General features: G+C 70.4%; 14 protein-coding genes and 1 pseudogene. 4 read left to right on the top strand and 11 right to left on the bottom strand.

Annotated features, from left to right (window positions below):
• Positions 1-80: 80 nt before the first annotated feature.
• Positions 81-605, top strand: coding sequence for a hypothetical protein (locus ACGF4C_RS14505; RefSeq protein WP_393566278.1), 525 nt, complete (start codon positions 81-83; stop codon positions 603-605).
• 35 nt (positions 606-640) lie between these two features.
• On the opposite strand, the gene ACGF4C_RS14500 is transcribed toward ACGF4C_RS14505, so the two are convergent.
• The 8 genes from ACGF4C_RS14500 to ACGF4C_RS14465 all read right to left on the bottom strand — a co-directional run bounded on the left by ACGF4C_RS14500 (position 641) and on the right by ACGF4C_RS14465 (position 8,463).
• The gene (locus ACGF4C_RS14500; protein ID WP_393566276.1) at positions 641-1,168 is read right to left on the bottom strand and encodes a S26 family signal peptidase; all 528 of its coding nucleotides are present in this window, start codon (positions 1,166-1,168) and stop codon (positions 641-643) included.
• Positions 1,165-3,048 (bottom strand): ABC transporter ATP-binding protein, encoded by a 1,884-nt coding sequence (locus ACGF4C_RS14495; protein ID WP_393566274.1) that lies wholly within the window; start codon positions 3,046-3,048, stop codon positions 1,165-1,167. The genes ACGF4C_RS14500 and ACGF4C_RS14495 overlap by 4 nt, the downstream gene beginning before the upstream one ends.
• Entirely contained in the window at positions 3,045-3,605 is a 561-nt protein-coding gene (locus ACGF4C_RS14490) for a TlpA disulfide reductase family protein (protein ID WP_201804465.1), read from the bottom strand. The genes ACGF4C_RS14495 and ACGF4C_RS14490 overlap by 4 nt, the downstream gene beginning before the upstream one ends.
• A 55-nt stretch (positions 3,606-3,660) precedes the next feature.
• On the bottom strand, positions 3,661-4,227 hold the full coding sequence (locus tag ACGF4C_RS14485; RefSeq protein WP_393566272.1) for a MauE/DoxX family redox-associated membrane protein: 567 nt from the start codon (positions 4,225-4,227) through the stop codon (positions 3,661-3,663).
• 92 nt (positions 4,228-4,319) lie between these two features.
• Positions 4,320-4,484: a hypothetical protein gene (locus ACGF4C_RS14480; protein WP_201804471.1), complete on the bottom strand. Its 165-nt coding sequence runs from the start codon at positions 4,482-4,484 to the stop codon at positions 4,320-4,322.
• 117 nt (positions 4,485-4,601) lie between these two features.
• Complete coding sequence (locus tag ACGF4C_RS14475) at positions 4,602-7,481, bottom strand: BTAD domain-containing putative transcriptional regulator (RefSeq protein WP_393566270.1); 2,880 nt, start codon at positions 7,479-7,481, stop codon at positions 4,602-4,604.
• 268 nt (positions 7,482-7,749) lie between these two features.
• On the bottom strand, positions 7,750-8,004 hold the full coding sequence (locus tag ACGF4C_RS14470) for a hypothetical protein (protein WP_393566268.1): 255 nt from the start codon (positions 8,002-8,004) through the stop codon (positions 7,750-7,752).
• A 171-nt stretch (positions 8,005-8,175) separates the two neighbouring features.
• Entirely contained in the window at positions 8,176-8,463 is a 288-nt protein-coding gene (locus ACGF4C_RS14465; RefSeq protein WP_393566266.1) for a hypothetical protein, read from the bottom strand.
• Positions 8,464-8,697: 234 nt separating this feature from the next.
• Here ACGF4C_RS14465 and ACGF4C_RS14460 point away from each other — a divergent pair, with 234 nt between their 5' ends.
• The gene (locus ACGF4C_RS14460) at positions 8,698-11,568 is read left to right on the top strand and encodes an ATP-binding protein (protein WP_393566265.1); all 2,871 of its coding nucleotides are present in this window, start codon (positions 8,698-8,700) and stop codon (positions 11,566-11,568) included.
• A gap of 133 nt (positions 11,569-11,701) precedes the next feature.
• Here ACGF4C_RS14460 and ACGF4C_RS14455 read toward each other — a convergent pair whose 3' ends face one another.
• The 3 genes from ACGF4C_RS14455 to ACGF4C_RS14445 form a co-directional block, all read right to left on the bottom strand.
• Positions 11,702-12,841: an RICIN domain-containing protein gene (locus ACGF4C_RS14455; RefSeq protein WP_393566263.1), complete on the bottom strand. Its 1,140-nt coding sequence runs from the start codon at positions 12,839-12,841 to the stop codon at positions 11,702-11,704.
• Positions 12,842-13,071: 230 nt separating this feature from the next.
• Positions 13,072-13,614, bottom strand: a complete 543-nt coding sequence (locus ACGF4C_RS14450; RefSeq protein ID WP_393566262.1) for a GDSL-type esterase/lipase family protein — start codon at positions 13,612-13,614, stop codon at positions 13,072-13,074.
• A gap of 90 nt (positions 13,615-13,704) precedes the next feature.
• Positions 13,705-15,222 (bottom strand): FAD-dependent oxidoreductase, encoded by a 1,518-nt coding sequence (locus ACGF4C_RS14445; RefSeq protein ID WP_393566261.1) that lies wholly within the window; start codon positions 15,220-15,222, stop codon positions 13,705-13,707.
• Between the two features lie 301 nt (positions 15,223-15,523).
• Here ACGF4C_RS14445 and ACGF4C_RS14440 point away from each other — a divergent pair.
• Together ACGF4C_RS14440 and ACGF4C_RS14435 are read left to right on the top strand one after the other, a co-directional pair.
• Positions 15,524-16,496, top strand: a pseudogene (locus ACGF4C_RS14440) (GlxA family transcriptional regulator).
• Positions 16,493-17,095 (top strand): DJ-1/PfpI family protein, encoded by a 603-nt coding sequence (locus ACGF4C_RS14435; RefSeq protein ID WP_393566259.1) that lies wholly within the window; start codon positions 16,493-16,495, stop codon positions 17,093-17,095. Before ACGF4C_RS14440 ends, ACGF4C_RS14435 begins: the two are co-directional and overlap by 4 nt.
• The last annotated feature ends 63 nt before the right edge of the window (positions 17,096-17,158 follow it).

The following is a 17,158-nucleotide window of genomic DNA, read 5'->3' as shown; positions in this document are numbered from 1 at the left end:
CGGCCGGCTTGCCTGGGGTAGCCGGTGCCTCGATCCGGCGCGAGTCGGCCGGGGAGGGCGAGAAACTAGGATCGCCTCTCATGCGGATCGTCCGGATCACGCTCCTGGTGGTGGGAGCGATCGTCGCGCCCTTCATCGGGTTCGTGCTCGGCGCGATGGCCGCCGCCTTCCTCACAAGGCCGCTGACCGGTGACCCGGCCATCGTGGACACGGCGATCCCGCTGGTGGGCATCGCCGGGACTGCTGCCGCCGTCTTCGGCTGGACCAGGTTGCTGCGCCTCGCGCACTACCGGCACCTGCGGCGGCTGCGTCGCGAGGGCCCGGCCCTGCAGGGCCGGGTCGTCGCGGCGCATACCTCGTTTGCCAAGAACCCACGGGGTCCGGGCCACTGGACGGTGCGGATCGAGGTGGCCTGGACGGATCCCCGCAACGGCCGCACACACAGGGCGGGCAAGGCTTTTCGGTTCTCCCAGCAGAACGGCGCAGGCGCCCGCGACTTCCAGCGTCGCCACCGCGCCGAGTCGGCGATCGGCGTACTGCCCGGCCGGCGAAGTGGGTTCGTGCTCGACGTCCCGGAACTGCCCGCCTGGTGGGATCGCTGGTAGTACCCGTTCCAGCGTGGTCGGGCCCAGTGCACAACTCAGCGATCACCGTACCGACCACGACTGCCGCCCTGCGGCCGTGTCGGTGCGGGCAGCGAGCGCCATACCGTTCCCACGACCTGCGCGGCCGCGAAGTAGCCCCGGTGGCGGGAGTCGAAGCTGGCCGCCGGATTGTCGCCGAGCAGGACCAGTTGTCCGTGGGGCACGTACCGCTCGGGAACACCGGCCAGCGCGGCGACCCGGTCGCGGGGCACGGGGTCTCCGGGCACCGCGGCCACGCGCTTGATCAGCAGCGCCGGGCCCGGCACCGCGCGGGACGTGGCGGCGGGTGGCGGGGCGGCGGCCGGGCCGGTGGTCGGGAGGTCTCGCACCACGACCACCTGGCCCGGTCCGGGCAGGCGTCCACGGCGTACGAGGACCCGGTCGCCGTCCCGGTAGGCCGGTTCCATGCTCGCGCCGCGAACGGTGATCGCGACCAGCCGCCGCCGGAGGCCGGAGGCGGTCAGGGCGAGGGCGACGGCCAGTATCGGAACACCCGCGGCCAGAGCCCATGACGCCGCGGTCATGGCGCCGCCGTACCCGGCTCGGCTCCCACCGGCTCGCCGTCCGTCCGGTAACCGGTCGCCTGCAGGGTGAACAGGCGGGCGTACTCGCCGTCCAGCGCCATCAGCGCGTCATGGCTGCCCTGTTCGGCGATGAGGCCGTCCTTGAGTACGACGATCCGGTCCGCGTCGCGTACCGCGCTGAGCCGGTGGGAGATCAGCAGACCGGTGCGGTCGCCCCGGTGGCCGCACAGGGCGGCGTGGATCTCGTGCTCGGCCGCGGCGTCGAGCCCGGCCGAGGGTTCGTCCAGGATCATCAGGTCCCGCCCCTCCCGCAGGAACGCGCGGGCCAGCGCCAGCCGTTGCCACTGCCCGCCGGAGAGCATCACCCCGCTCTGTGCCCTGTCGCCCTCCGGGTGGGTGAAGAAGATCCGCGACAGGAGGGTGCGGTAGCCGTGCGGCAGGCCTGCCAGTTTCTGGTGGATGCCGGCCCGTTCGGCGGCGGCGCTGAGCCGCTGGTCGTCGTGGAGCGCGTCCAGGTCCCCGAGGGCGATGTTCTCCGCCGCCGTCATGTCGTAGTGCATATAGTCCTGGAACACCACGCTGAGGCGTCGGCGGTAGGCCGTGACGTCCACCTCGCGCAGGTCCACCCCGTCCCACAGGATCGCTCCGCGGGTGGGGTCGTAGAACCGGCACAGCAGCTTCACCAGCGTGGACTTCCCGGCTCCGTTGAGCCCGACGAGCGCCAGCACCTGGCCGTGGGGGATGCGCAGGCTGACCCCCCGCAGGATCCACGGATGCGCGTCGGAGTATCGGAACCACACGTCGCGCAGTTCGATTCCGCCGCTCAGGGCGGGGAGCGGACGGGGTTCCGCCGCGAGCGGCAGATCGGGACCGGCGGTGGTCACCGCCAGGTAGTGGTCGAGCAGCAGCAGCGCCTGGTGCGTGCGGGCGACCTCCAGCGCGAGCGTGGCGAGTGCGCCCTGCACACCGGCCACCGCGGCCACGAACAGGGTGACGTCACCGGCCGACAGGTCGCCGGACCGCGCCGCCCCCACCGCCCATACGAGCCCGCAGCCGGAGATCAGCGCGGCGAGCAGCCCGAGCCCCGCCTGGGCGCGGACCTCCCGCCGGTCCACCGCTCGCTTGGCGGCGTCGGACGTGCGCCGTTCGGCCAGCATCCGCCCGCGCAGAAAGCCCCCGATGCCGAACAGCCGCACCTCTTTGGCGGCTTCCATACTGGAGAGCAGATCGTTGTAGAACAGCTCCCGCCGCTCGGCTGGGCCGATGTCCCACACCATCCGCGCCCGCCGTCGCGACAGCGCGATCTCGGCGAACAGCACCGGCACTCCGGCCACCAGCACCAGCCCGGTCAGCACCGGACTGAGCACCAGCAGCGAGCCGATGAAACCGGTGAGGGTGACGGCGGCCCGGACGATGCCCAGGGCGCCGGAGACGGTTTCGTTGGGGGTGCCGCCGGCGGTCTGCTGGGCCAGCCGCAGCCGGTCCAGGAAGCGGGGGTCCTCGAACCGTTCCAGTCCGACGAACCCGTCCACTGCGGTGAACAGCCGGTCCTGCATGAGCAGTCCGACCCGGCGGTCGAGCTCCGCGCGCAGATACTGGCCGACCTGCGGCGCCGCCCCGGTCACGACGCCGACCGCGGCGAGGCACAGCCCCAGCCCGGTCAGGGTCCCGGTCGAGGCACCGGCGACCAGGTGGTCCAGTATCCGTTTGGTCAGCAGCGCCGTGGCGACCGGCAGCCCGCCGGTCGCCAGCGTCAGCAGCACAAAGGCGACAAGGGTGCCGGGCGCGGCCTTGGCGGCGAGCGACCACGCCGTGGTGAGCCGGGCCCCCGTGCCCCGGGTCACCCGGCGTCCGCGCGGTGTGACGTCCATGTCCGTCATCGCGCCGCGGTGACCGGTCGGTCCAGCGCTATGCGGTTGGCGGTGACCAGGACCCGGCCGTCGCCGTGCGGTGACACCCGCAGCAAGGTGGGGAACGATCGCGCGCGGAACGCGGCGCTCAGCGGTTCGTCGGGCCCCTCCTCGACGACCACGCGGGCGACCGGGGACAACTCGGTCACGAACGCGGCGGCCTCGGCGGGATCGCCGACCACGACGGCCACCACCTGCGCCCGTCCACCGGGCAGGGCCCGGGCGTGGTCCACGAACGCCGGCATCTTCTCCCGGCACGGCTGACAACCGGGGGCGAAGAACGCCACCAGCGTGTCCGCGGCGAGCATGCCGCGGGTCAGCCGTTCGCCGTCCACGGTGGACGTGGCGAACTCCCCCACCTCCTCCCCCACGGCCATGTCGAGGGTGTCGAACCGGCTGCCGGGGCCGCTCGTCCCGGACAGCCGCTCGGAGTGTTCCCTCAGCCGCTTGATCACCCCCAGGGTGAGGACCAGGTCCAGCGTGCAGAGCATGCCGACGAACACCACTGCCGCAATCAGGAAGGACATTGCCCAACTCCTCTTGTCCGTACGGCCCCTGCGGTACCGGGCCGGTGTTGATCCCTCAGTCGCGGGCGGGTTCCGGCCGGGCCGGCAGCGACGGGCGGAACAGCGCCGCGAGGTCTTCGAGCCTGGTCACCAGCGCCCCTACGACGGCCCCGCCGGCCACCGCCACCGCCCCGTACGCCGGTGCGACCGCCCCGATGCCGGTGCCGCTGCCGCTGAGCGCTCCCCCCGCCGCGATCAGCGTCAGCACACCGTTGCGCAGCACATGAAGCCGGCCCATCGGGGTGCCGGAGGCCCCGAAGCAGCGGCACACCGCACGTACTCCTCGGGTGACCATGAGCGCGGCGCCCGCGGTGAACGCCAGCAGCAGTCCGGCCGCGAGGAGGAACCCGACGAGGCCCGCAGGCACTGCCAACGGGCTTGCCAGCAGAAGGAGAAGCACCGCCACCTCGCTCGCCGCCACGAGCACGGCGCAGGGGCGCACCCAGCCGGCGGGCAGCAGGTCCATGGTGGTCAGCGACTGCGTGAACCGGGAGAACGCGTCCCGGCTGCGGAGCTTGCCCAGCGCCGCCGCCCCGAAGACCACGGCAAGGCAGGACGCGCAGGCTACGGCGAGTATGTCCACGGTACGGATGCCCCTTCATGCGCCGGAGCCGGCCGGGCGGCGCGCCGGTGCGCGACCCGGCCGGACGGCGATGACCTGTGAAAACGGCGCCGTCAGAAGCAGCCGCAGCGGATGAACGTGTTCGTGCACTGGTCCTTGACCCAGGTGTGGTTCCACCGCGCGCAGCCGGAGCCCGGCCCGCCCTGGACGCACACGTAGCAGCCGGCGGCGGATGCCTCGGCCTTGGGCACGAACCGCTCCAGGAGCCTGCTCCCCATTGCTTCGATCTTCCGGTACATCTCCACACTCCCTACTCGTTCCGGGTGCCGTACTGGCGCCTCTCACGATGCTCGGGCGGTCCTGGAGAAACCTTGTCCATCTCTTGAATGGGCTGTTCAGGAGGGGTTTTGGAGTTTGCCGCAGAGCCGGTGGAGATCGGCGTCGTGGTGTCCCATCGCGTGCAGCAGGTCCGCCGCCCGTTGCCAGGCCGCGCGGGCCGCCGCGGTGTCACCGCCGGCTTCGTGGGTGTCGCCGAGATGTTCCAGCGTCTCGGCCTGGTTGTACTGGTGGCCGAGTTCCTCGTTCAGGTGCAGGCTCCGCAGGAAGCAGTCGGCCGCCTGCCGGTGGTCGCCGAGGTGCTGGAGCGCGTAGCCGAGGCTGTCCCAGGTGTTCGCCTCACCGCGGCGGTCACCCAGCTGCTGCTGCAGGGCGAGCGCCTCCCGGCAGAAGTCGGCGGCTTCCTCGAATTTGCCGAGCTGCGCATGGTCCCAGCCGGCGGCGTTGAGGGCCCTGGCCCGGCCGGTCTCGTGGCCCGCGGCCTCGAAGCGGTCCAGTGCGAGCAGATCCTGTTCCAGGCCCTTTTGCTGATCTCCCCGGCGCTCCCACAGCCAGCCGAGGTTGAGGTGGGTGTGGGCCTGCCCGACCGTGTCGCCCAGCTCCCGGTACAGGTCGAGGGCCTGGACCAGGTGGGCGTGCGCATCGTCGAAGCGGCCGGTTTCGCAGCAGGAGTTGCCCAGTTCGCGGTGGATGCGTGCCTGGTACGAGCGGTCGGCGAGGGCGGTCGCCGCTTCGAGCCCGGCGTACTGCGTCGCGGTGAGCTCGTCCCACAAGCCGCGTCGTGCCAGGAACGTCGGCAGCACTGCTGCCAACTGCCAGGTTTTGACGTGCAGTTCGGCATGGTGGGTCTGTGCCACGAGGGAGGTCAGCACGGCGCGTTCGGCGGTGAACCACGCCAGGGCGGCCTGGTGGTCGGCCGGCTGGACGGGCGCCGCGCCGGGCAGGGCCGGTGTCAGGGCGATCGGCTCGCCGTGGGGAGACAGCAGCCGGTCGGCGGCGTGGGCGGTGTGCAGATAGTGGTCGACCAGGCGCTCGAAGGCGGATCGGCTCGCCGGGTCCGCCGCGGCCAGTTCCGCGGCGTAGGCGCGCAGCAGATCGTGCATCGCGTAGCGGTCAGGCCGGTGGGCGGTCACCAGGTGCGAGCGGACCAGTTCGGTCAGGGCCCGGCTGACCTGACGGGGCTCGGCCCCGGCCAGGGCGGCCGCCGCGGCCAGGCCGATGTCGGGGCCGGCGGGCAGGCCGAGCAGGGGGAAGATCCGGCGTGCGGGTTCACTGAGCGCGCCGTAGGACGAGGCGAAGACGGCCCGCAGGTCGGCGGAGGCGTCCCCCGCGTCGAGGGTGTCGAGGGCGCCGCCCGCCCCGTGCAGATCGCGGATGAGCGCCCGCAGCGGGAACGTCGGGTGGACCGCGGCGCGGGCGGCGATGATGCTGATGGCCAGCGGCAGCCCGCCGCACAGCTGGAGCAGGCCGGAGGCCGCGGCGGGTTCCTTGCGCACCCGGTCCCGGCCGAGCCGACGGGTGAGCAGTGACGCGGCGTCGGCGGTGGACAGCGGGCCGAGCGTGAGGAGGCGGGCGCCGTGCGTGGTGACCAGGCCGGCCAGGTGGTGGCGGCTGGTGACGATGACGACGCAGGTGGGGCTGCCGGGGAGCAGCGGCCTGACCTGTTCGGCGTCGCGTGCGTTGTCCAGGATCACCAGGATGCGGCGTCCCTGGACGAGGCTGCGGTAGAGCCCCATCCGGGCGTTGAGTCCGGTGGGGACGGACCCCTCGGGTGCGCCCAGGCTGTCGAGCAGGTCGCGCAGGGCCGAGGCGACGGTCGTCGGCGTCCCGGACGGTTCGAAGCCGCGCAGGTTCAGGTAGAGCTGTCCCTCGGGGAACTGGTCCAGCCGCTGGTGCGCCCAGTGCAGGGCGAGGCAGGTCTTGCCGATGCCGCCGGATCCACCGATGCCCGCGATCGGCACCGTACCGTCGTGGGCGGGCGGCGGTTCCAGGAGCCGGTCGAGCTCCGCCATGGCGCGCCCCCTTCCGGTGAACACCGGTGGGGGCGGCGGTAATTGACGCGGCACCGGCATTCGAGTGGCTGCGGCGGCCGCCACCGGCGACGGGCCGGGCCCCACATCGGAGCCGGAGCCGGAGTCGGAGTCGGAACCGGGGCCGGAGTCGGGGGGTGTGTCGTCGAGCGGCCCGCCCAGAGCGTCGACGCCCAGGAGTGGCGCGCCGACGAGGATGTCCTGGTGCAGTTGCCTGAGCGAGGGGCTCGGGGCGAGGCCCAGCTCCGCGTCCAGGAGTCGCGTGATGCCCCGATAGACCTCCAGCGCCTGCGGGGTGCGGCCCTGCCGGTGCAGGGCGAGCATCAGCTGCGCGGCGATCCGCTCGTCGAGGGGGTGTGCCTGGGCCAGCAGGCGCAGCGGGCCCGGCAGTTCGGATTCCCGGCCCTGCCGCAGCAGCAGGTCGTTGAGGTCCAACTCGGCGGCCAGGCGCTCTCCTTCGAGGGTGTCGCGCAGCGCGTTGAACCACGGGGTGTCCGGCTCGGCCGACGCCTCGCCGTGCCACAGCCGCAGCGCCTCGGTGAGCAGCCGTGCGGCGTGGCCATCGTCCCCGGCGGAACGGGCCCGTGCGACCAGGTCGCGGAAACGGTGCAGGTCGACGGTTTGCGGGTCCACCTCGCACAGATAGCCGTGCGGATGGCGGCTGATCGACGCGCCGAGCGGCTCGATGACGCGACGCAGCCGCGACACATAGCTGTAGAGCGTCGTCGCGGCGCGCTGCGGCGGGCGTTCGCCCCACAGTCGGTCGGTCAACCGCTCCACGGAGACGGGGCGATTGGCCTCGACGAGGAGAGCCGCGAGCACCTGACGCTGGCGCAGATGCCCCAGATCCACCTCCCGGCCGTCCACCCGCGCACTGATCGTGTGGAGCAAGCAGATTTCGACGGCCACCCCGTACCCCTTCCCCCGTGCAGGTCAGTGTTCGAGGACCCGACAGGGGAATCAAGGGATATCCAGGACATTCTCTCCCTCGAACCGGGCCGGCGGTGCCGGTGGTGCCGGTGCAACGCTCGGTCGGCGGCCCGGCAGCGCTTCACGCAGGCCACCGTGCAACGAGAAGGCGCGTGCCTCACACACACAGAGGCACGCGCCAACCGGAGTTCACGTCACATCAGTTGCTCAGTTGCTCAGGCGTCCAGACGCCCGGACGCCCAGACGCTCAGTTGTAGACATAGAGATCGAACTTGCCGTCCGGCCGGGGTACGCAGGTCCACTGCTGGGCCGAGTTCCGGCCGTCCGCCTTGCAGGCCGACAGGCTGCGGTAGGTACCGATGTAGATCCCGCCCGCGGCCGACGTGCTCACTGTCGTGCCGTTCGACGAGGACGAGGGTGCTGCCTGCGCGGTGGCGGCGGCTCCGCCGATCAGCAGGGTGGCTCCCATCGCGGCACTGGTGATCCATATTCGGGTACGCATGATGTCCCCTCACAGTCGAAGTGTTCTGGGCAGTCGTCATCCTCATCAGGGCAGGCAGGACGAGGGAACGGTTTGACTGTCCGGGACATGTCCGGGACAGCCCGGCCACTGTCCGGCCTGGTCAGCGGGGTGCCGGGGCGCGTCACGGACAGCGGCCGTTATTGCCGCCGGTCAGGAGGCGGAGGCCACGACCTCTCCGGCCGATACCAGGGGCGGATGGGGAAGCAGTGTCGCGAGGTTGTCACGCACGAAATCCGCTGCCTGGGATACCGATTGTTCGGCGCCGGCCTGGTCGCGGAAGATGCTGGTCGAGACCATCACTCCGTTCCCCGCATCGATCCAGTAGTAGGCCACGAAGCCGGGGATTTGGCGCATGAGTGGTACGAACCCTTCCTTGACCCGGCGTGCTGCCTCGCCTGGATCGGTCACCCCTTCGTACCGTCGGACTGCTGCGTACATGGCCGATCTCCTCGTGGGGTTCAAGGGGCGTGCTTGCTGCAACGCCGTACCCCTTGCGGCGGCCACCTCCCCGTAAGCGGTCCGAAAGATCACCTGAAGGGCCGCCCTCGGTGATCCGAACGGACGGCTTCCCATCAGCCGTGGGCGTGGGCGAAGACCTCCGGACGATCCGTCCAGAGAGTGGTCCCTTACTAGGCATATCCAAGACGTGTGCTATGAAATCCCTGACATTGCATGGCGCGTGGGGGTTGCATGACATCTTTCGAAGGTCGTCTTCTGGGTCGTGCGACTGAGTTGGCGCAGCTCTCCAGGTTGGCGGAGTCCACGCTCGCGGGGGAAGGGCAGGCCGGCTTCGTTGTGGGTGAGGCCGGTCTCGGGAAGACCGCGGTGCTGGAGCAGGCAGCGGCGGACGCACGGCGGATGGGCATACGGGTGCTGTACGGCCGTGCCCAGAGCCTGGCCCAGCACTGCCCGTTCGCCTTCATCTCCAGCTGCTTGAGGATCGAGGAGTCCCCCTCGGACGACCGGCGGGCGCAGGCCGCCGAGGTGCTGCGCGGCGATGCCCGCTATGGTCTGCCGGGCGCCAGGAGCGAGGCGGCGGGAGCAGCTGCCGCGACGATCGAGGCGCTGGTCGGGCTGGTCGAGGACCTGTGCGCGCAGGGCCCGCTGGCGCTGTTCCTCGACGACCTCCAGTGGGCCGACTCGGCGAGTGTGGCGGTGCTGCACAAGCTGGTGCGGTCGGTGCACCAACTGCCGCTGCTGGTGGTGGGCGCCCACCGGCCGCTGACCGGAGCGGGGGACGTCGACCGCCTGTCACGGAACCGGATCACCGGCAACCACACCCTGCTGGAACTGGCACCCCTGGATGCACAAGCCGTGGCGGCCCTGCTGACCGAGCTGTGCGGCCGGGAGGCCGGCCCGCGACTGCGGCGCATGGCCGAGGGAGCTGCCGGAAACCCGCTGTACATCACGGAGTTGATCGCCGCGTTGCAGCGCGAGCACGCCATTGAGACCGGCGACGACTCCTTGGCGGACATCGCGCCCGGCTGTTCGCTGCCGCCGCTGACCGCTCTGGTGACGCACCGGCTTCGGTACCTGCGTGAGGACGTGCTGCAGATGCTGCGCATCGTCTCCGTACTGGGCGCCAGTTGCACCACGGCCGAACTCGCAGCGGTCGCGGACATCCCGATACGCGACCTGCTGAGCATCATGGCGGAGGCCGAGGCGTCCGGGGTACTGACGGACTCCGGCCCCTTCCTGGGCTTCCGTCACGAAATGATCCGGCACGCGCTGTACGACGCCGTGCCGGGACCGCTGCGGGCCATGCTGCACACGCGAGCGGCACAGTGTCTGGCCGAGTCCGGGGCAGCGCCCGAACGCGTCGCCGAGCACCTGCTCAACGGGGTGCCGAGCCCGGATTTCCTGATCACGTGGCTGGAGGGAGCCGCGGCACGGCTCACCACCCGGGCACCGGCCATGGCGCTACGGCTGATCACCACGGCGCTGGAACTCGGCGACCCCACGCATGCCGGGTACGGCAATCTTCCACTGCACCACGCCGTCGCACAGCTCTCCTCCGGTCACCTCGCCGAAGCGGAGGAAAGTGCCCGCTCCGCCCTGGCCAAGGCACCGGAACCCGGTCTGGAATGCCTGCTGCGCTGGATCGTCATCCAGGCAGCGTTCGCCCGCGGCCGACCGGATCTGGCACTGGCAGAGGCACGGGCCGGATACCGGAGCCCGGACCTACCGGCGATCGAGCGGGTCCGGCTCCAGGCGTTCAGCGCGGTGTGTCTCTTCGCGCTGGGTGACCTCACCGAAGCCGGGGCGGTCGCCTCTCGTGCCCGGTGCGTCGCCGACGAGGCCGATGACGGTTTCGCCCTGGCCAGCGCCCTGCACGTCCTGGCAGCCAAGCGCTTCCTCGAAACGCCGGACGCGGAAGCGGTCGAACTGGCGCGGCAGGCCACCCGCCTCACACCCGACACGATGCACCCGGCCCAGTGGCTGGGGCTGCAACTCTCCCTGGGCAACTGCTACATCGACCTCGACCTCGGACCGGACGCCCGGCAGACCCTCGCCGCCGTACGAAGACCGGCGGAGCGCACCGGAGGGGTTTTCCTGCCCTGGTACCACCTGTCCTGCGCGCTGCTCGCGTTTCACTCGGGGCACTGGGACGATGCGCTGGCGGAGGTCGCCGCAGGTCTCGATTACGGCGGCCAGGCCGCCTCGATGAGCCGGGCACTGCGGGCGGTGGCAGCGGTGATCGCCGTGCACAGAGGCCGGCGCCCCGATGCCGAAGCACACCTGAAGGCCACGCCGCCCGAGATCGACAACGTCACGGTCGCCGCCTTCTACGAGTATCTGCCGCTGTGCGCGGGCGCCCTTCTGGACGAGGCGCAGGGCGATAGCGAGCGCGCCTACGGCCGGCTTGCCGAGGCGTTCGACGAGGGCGTCGGCCACTTGCCGGGCCAGCTGATCCTGGGCTTCCTGACGCCTGATCTGGTCCGACTGGCGCTGGCCCGGGGGCATCACGAGGACGCACGACGATACGCCGCCGCCGCGCAGCAGCGGGCCGAGCACAGCGGCGGCCTCTACCACCTCGGTGACGCCTACCGTTGCCAAGGCCTGCTGAACGAGGACCCCGACCTGCTCATGGAAGCGGTCCGCTGCTACCGCAACGCTCCGCGGCCGCTCAACGCGGCACACACCTGTACCGATGCGGCGGAAATACTGGCCCGCCGGGGGCGACCGGACGAGGCCCGTCTCCTCCTCGACCAGGCGCTGGACACGTACACGCAACTGGGCGCGGTCTGGGACGTGACACAGGCGACCTCCCGGCTGCGAGCGGTCGCCGTCCGCCGGGGCTCCCACCGGGCCCGGACCGGCGTTCGCGACGGCTGGCAGGCACTCACCCATACGGAGCGCCTGGTTGCGGAGCATGTGGCCGAAGGGTGTTCCAATCCCGAGATCGCGGCTCGGCTGTCCATTGCCCGAAGCACCGTCAGCACCCATGTGTCCAGCATCCTCAGAAAGCTGGCGATGACCTCACGGGTCGAGATCGCCGCGGAGGTGACCCGCCGGCAGAACTCCGGCCAGTCGCCCCCGTAGACGTCTGCTGCTGACCGGTGCCGGGTGCGGCGGGACCAACGCGTTGTTCCCCGGCTCCGATAGCGGAAGCCGGGGAACTGTCCGACGGCGTGCCGTCAGACATCAGGTGCAGCGCTCTGCAGCCCTGCGCTGGTTACCGGTTGTCGACGCACTCCTTGGCGAGGCTGTCGCTCGTGCACAGCACCAGGTTGCTGCTGAGACCGTCGGTACCGTCGACGGCGGGAACGGTGGCGGTGCCCTCCCCGGACCAGGTGTCACCGAGGTCATTGGTGAACTTCCACTGACCCGTCACCGTCTTCATCAGCTGGCCTCGCATCGCCCAGCTGTAGTTGTTCGGCTTCACGGATATCTTGTTGGCATCGCTCACGGTGTCGGTCTGCGTCCACGAATGCTCGTAGCGTGCGCTGATCGCGGTGCTGACCTTGGCGGTGACGATTTCGACGTTGATGCCGACCTCGCTGGTGACGGTGAGGGAGGTGCCCACCGTGTTGGTCTGGGACGAGGTCTGCGTCCAGGTGATGGTCCGGTCCGCGGGGTCGGTGCTGTTGTTCCACACGTTGGAGCTGACCCGTTGCAGGTTCCCCACGGACGCCACGCTGTCGCCGGTGATGTCGTAATCACACGACTTGATGATGCTGGAGCTGTTGCTGCACTGCTTCAGCGCGTACGCGGTGGCCAGGTCCGAAAGGGTGGGACCCGTGTAGTCCGGGCTGGGCGTCGGGCCGATGGTCCATTCCTGGTTGCTGCCACGGTTGCAGCCGGAGATGCCGACTGTGGTGCCGTCGTTGCTGCTTCCGCCGAACACATCCATGCACTTGTCGGTGTTGACGTTCCGGATCAGGTAGTAGCCGCCACCACCGGGCGCGGGCTGGAGGTACCAGTTCTGCTTGGTGTTGTTCTGGTCGCAGTACACCGGCTCGACGAGGTGATCGTTGTCGGTGTTGAAGTCGAGGCACTTCTGTGTCTTGTCGTTGCGGATCAGGAAGCTACCGTCACCGTTGGGCACGATGCTCCAGGTCGCGATCGGCGACTTGTTGATGACGATCTCGGTTTTGTAGTCCGGCGAGTCCTTCGCCAGGTCCAAGGACGCCGCAAGGCCGTCCGCCTGGGGCAGGCGAGGTGACAGGGACAGGCCCGCCAGGGTGGGGGTGTCCGCGTGGGCCGTTCCGGTCGTGAGCGGCGACACTGAGGTGGCGAGCATGGCGAGGGCGACCGCGGCGAATGCGGCCATCGTCCGCCGCACCGACCCGTGGGGGGTCGACTCGGTGATCATGGTTGGTCTGTTCTCCTTCGGCAGTTCTTGCCTGTGAGGCGGGTTCGATGACCAGCCTTTTCGCCACAGCAACGCCTTCCGGACAGGAGAGGGACCCCCCGTACATGGCTGAGGCTCGCTGCGGCGGTGCCAACGTACGGGGGGCCAGGCGGCGTTACATCCTTCAACTGACGGAGGGTTTTCAAACCGGCGGCAGGCGAGAGGCGGCAGGTAGCAGGCGGCATACGCGGTCACGCTCGCAGCCGATCGCGAGGCCCGGTCAGGCGACCAGGCGCAGCCAGGCCGCTCGCGAGTGCGGCGTGACCGGCCGGCGTCGGGTGTATGCCGTCCGCGGCCCAGTACTCCGGCCCGGTCGTCGCGGCGAGCTCGGCGAACATGCCGTCGGCAGCGAGCAGATGCGCGCCGTACTTACGGGCGAGCTTGCGCACGGCCTGGATCTTCGGGTCCAGGCCGGTGCGCCATTCCCTTCGCTCTTCCTCTCCGATGAGCGCGGCACCGGCCTCGACGACGCCGCGGATCGGCAGGAGGAACGGTTCGATGAGGATCAGCTTCGTGCCCGCCTCGGCGAGGGGCGCGAGCAGGCGGTCGTAACCCGCTTCGAACTCCTCCACCCGGATCACGTGCCCCTTCGGGTCCAGCGTGTGGCAGCCCATGTCGTTGACCCCGACGAGGATCGACACCACGTCCGGGCGCGCGTCGAGTACGTCTGTCTGCCAGCGGGCTTCGAGGTCCATCACCTTGTCGCCCGCGTTTGCGGTGTTCAGCCAGGTCACGGGCCGGTCCGGGTGCCGGCGACGGAAAAAGAGAACGAGGTAACCACTCAGGGGAACGGAGTAGCCGCTGACGAGAACGAAGTGGCTGCTTTAGTTTTCCGGAGCACCGAACCACTGACTGGCCGCCCGCTCAAACGCTTCACGATCAGGGGCGCGCTCACCTGCCCAGGCGACTACGCCGTCGGGCCGGACAAGCACGGCACCCAATCCGAGGTCATTTCTCGCCGGACCGGCTACATACCGCATCCGGCCCTCCCAACCCATCGCTGACTCGTGCAGGCACCGGTCGGTGCTGAATTCGAGCGCGACGCCCCGTCCGTCCCGCATCAGGTCGCCGAGCCGAGTGCCGTTCTCGAGGCGAAAGTCCGGGGCGTGGCGGCCGACCAGTGGATGCTCGCCGCCAAGGTCGTAACGGATCGACGCTCCCGATATCCTCTCGAACATGTAGGTCGTTCCGTCCCGGGTCCCGATCAGGTCGCGAACCACTTTTTGGACCGCCTGGCCATGCGGGTCCGGCCGCATGACCGCCACCTGGGCGCGCGACCAGTCGAGCACCCCGGCACCGATCGGATGGCGTTCGCGGGTGTAGGTGTCGAGCAGCCCGTCCGGCGCATACCCGTGCACGGTCACCGCGAGCTTCCACCCCAGGTTCATGGCGTCGCCGAGGCCGGTGTTGAGCCCCTGCCCGCCGAGGGGCGAGTGGATGTGAGCGGCGTCGCCCGCGAGCAGGACCCGTCCCCGTCGGTAGGTCGTCGTCTGCATCGCCCGATCGGTGAAGCTCGAGGCGAGATGCACCTCGCTCAGCGTCACGTCGGTGCCGGACACCCGGCGCAGCACCGCCTGGAGATGGTCACGGGTCGGCTGCTGCGAACGGTCGAACGCGCCGCCGTCGAAGTCCATCATGCCGATGTGCCCTTCCGAGAGCCGGAGGTACATGCCTGTCGGCGTCAGGTTGATCCCAGAACGCAACTCCTCGGAATCGGCGACGGTGGCGTGCATGGTGTAACCGGTGAACTGTGGCTCGGTGCCGACGAATTCGAAGCCGGCGAGCCCACGTACCGCACTGCGTCCGCCATCACAGCCGACGACCCAACGCGCCGCGTACTCCTGCCCGCCGGCTTGCGCGACCGCGCTCTCATCGGTCTGGGCGATGGCCGAGACCGTGACGCCGTGCTTGATCTCCACGCCGAGCCGGGAGGCCTGCTCGGACAGCAGCGTCTCGACCGCTTCGAGGTAGGTCAGCATGCCCTCCGCCGCCGGGCTGGGAAGCCGGTACGGCAGGGCGGCGACATCGACCTGGGCCGGATCGAGCACCATGCCCGCGAAATGGCCCACGCCACGTGGGGGTGCCGGCTCGTGCGCAGCGGGGTCCGCGCCGGAATCGTCATGGACGCCGGATGCCACCCGCAGCTGGTGCAGCATCCCGCGGCGGTAGAACGCCTCCACCGACGCGGCGGACAGGCCCCGCATCCCGAGCGGCTTCGCCCTGAACGGGGAGTGGCGCTCCGGCTCCCGCTCAAGCACCAGGACAGAGCAGCCAGCGAGGCCAAGCTCGCAGGCAAGGAACAGACCGACCGGGCCTGCGCCCACGATCACTACGTCATGCACGAGAGATACCTTTCCCGAACCCACACAGCCGGATGGGGCACCCGGCAGGACCTCTCGAAAGGTGCCAGTCCGCACCGACATCGACCCGACAGCCCCGATATCCCACCCACACCCGACCGACAGCCCCGATACACCGCCGCGCTCCCCGAATCCCCACCGCAACACCAAGGTCTTCGGTGCCGTGCCCACCGAGTCGTCAAGCACCCGGCCGCGTCCATGTCGCAGGAGGCCCTCGGGTGATGGCACGAATGGTGGGATGCCCGTCGTTGACGCCATCCCCCGGGGCCAGCAGGCTGAAGACGTGCAACAACGTCGCATCGTCTTCGTCATCTTCGACGGCTTCCAGTCACTGGATCTGGTCGGCCCGCACGAGGTGTTCCAGTACGCGGGGACGCTCTCGGGCGGTTACGACTGTCAGATCCTGGCGCCCACCGCCGGCCTGGTCCGGTCGACCAGTGGCCTGCCCGTACTGGCCGGACACGGTGTGGCCGAGCTCGACCCGCGCGGCATCGACACCCTGGTGGCGGTGGGCGGCGACAACGTCGACCAGGCGGCGCGGGACAGCGCGCTGACCGAGTGGATCGCGGCGGCCGGGGCATCCGCCCGGCGCGTCACCTCGGTGTGCAGCGGGGTGTTCCTGCTGGCGGCCGCCGGCCTCGTCGAGGGCCGCCGGGTCACCACCCACTGGTCCCGTGCGGGCCAGCTCGCCCGGCAGCATCCGGAGCTGCGGGTGGACTGCGACCCGATCTTCATCAGGGACGGGCGGGTGTGGACCTCGGCCGGTGTGACCGCCGGTATGGACCTCGCGCTCGCCCTGGTGGAGGACGACCTGGGGCCGGGACATCGCCCATGCCGTCGCGCAGGAACTGGTGCTCTTCCTGCGCCGGCCCGGCGGCCAGTCACAGTTCAGCGTGCCGCTGTGGTCGCGCCAGCCGTCCAGCGATCCGATCCGGACCACGGTGTCGGCGATCCACACGGATCCCGGCGCACGGCACGGCATCGCCGATCTGGCCGCTCAAGCAGGCTTGAGTCCCCGTCACCTACAGCGCCGTTTCACTGCCGAACTCGGCATACCGCCGGCGTCGTACGTGGAGAGGGTGCGGGTGGAGGCGGCACGCCGGGCGCTGGTCGAAGGCGACGATCCCATCGAGGCCATCGCCCACCGGTGCGGCTTCGGTACCGCGGAGACGCTGCGGCGCTCCTTCCACCGTCAGGTCGGCATCGCGCCGTCCGAATACCGGGACAGATTCCGATCCCACAAGGAGTACGCATGACGGCCTATGGGCTGTTGTTGTTCGAGGGGGCCGAGGAACTGGACTTCGTCGGTCCCTGGGAGGTGTTCACCTCCTCCGCCATGATCCGGGAGCAGGACGACACCACCGTGCTGATCGCGGAGCGACGGGACGTTGTCCGTTGCAACAAGGGCATGCGGGTGCTGCCCGACCACACCTTCGACGAGCACCCGCCGCTCGACGTGCTGCTCGTGCCCGGCGGGAACGGGACCCGCACCGAGGTGACCAACCCCGTCCTCATCGAGTGGATCCGCAAAGCCTCCGACCAGGCAGCCTGGACCACCAGTGTCTGCACCGGGGCCCTCCTGCTGCACGAGGCGGGCGCGGCCCGCGGCCGCCGGGTGGCCACGCACCACGCCTTTGAGGACACCCTTCAGGCACGCGGGAACATCACCGTGGTCCGCGACGCACGCTATGTCGTCGACGGCGAACTGGTCACCAGCCAGGGCGTGTCCGCAGGCATCGACATGGCACTCTGGCTGGTCGGACAGCTGCACGGCCGCGATCACGCCCGTGCCGTGCGCCGTTACATCCAGTACGAGCCCGCCCCGCCCTACCTCGCCGACGAACCAGCCCGCTGAGAATCAGGACAGCGCCGCGGCCGGCCCGATCGGGGGACGGGCCGGCCCCGGCGCACACACCCG

The sequence above is a fragment of the Streptomyces sp. NPDC048197 genome, assembly GCF_043202395.1.
In the GTDB taxonomy this organism is placed as follows: Bacteria; Actinomycetota; Actinomycetes; order Streptomycetales; family Streptomycetaceae; genus Streptomyces; species Streptomyces siderophoricus.
The sequence above is the reverse complement of the archived record's forward strand: the minus strand, read 5'-3'. Positions and strand labels throughout refer to the sequence as shown.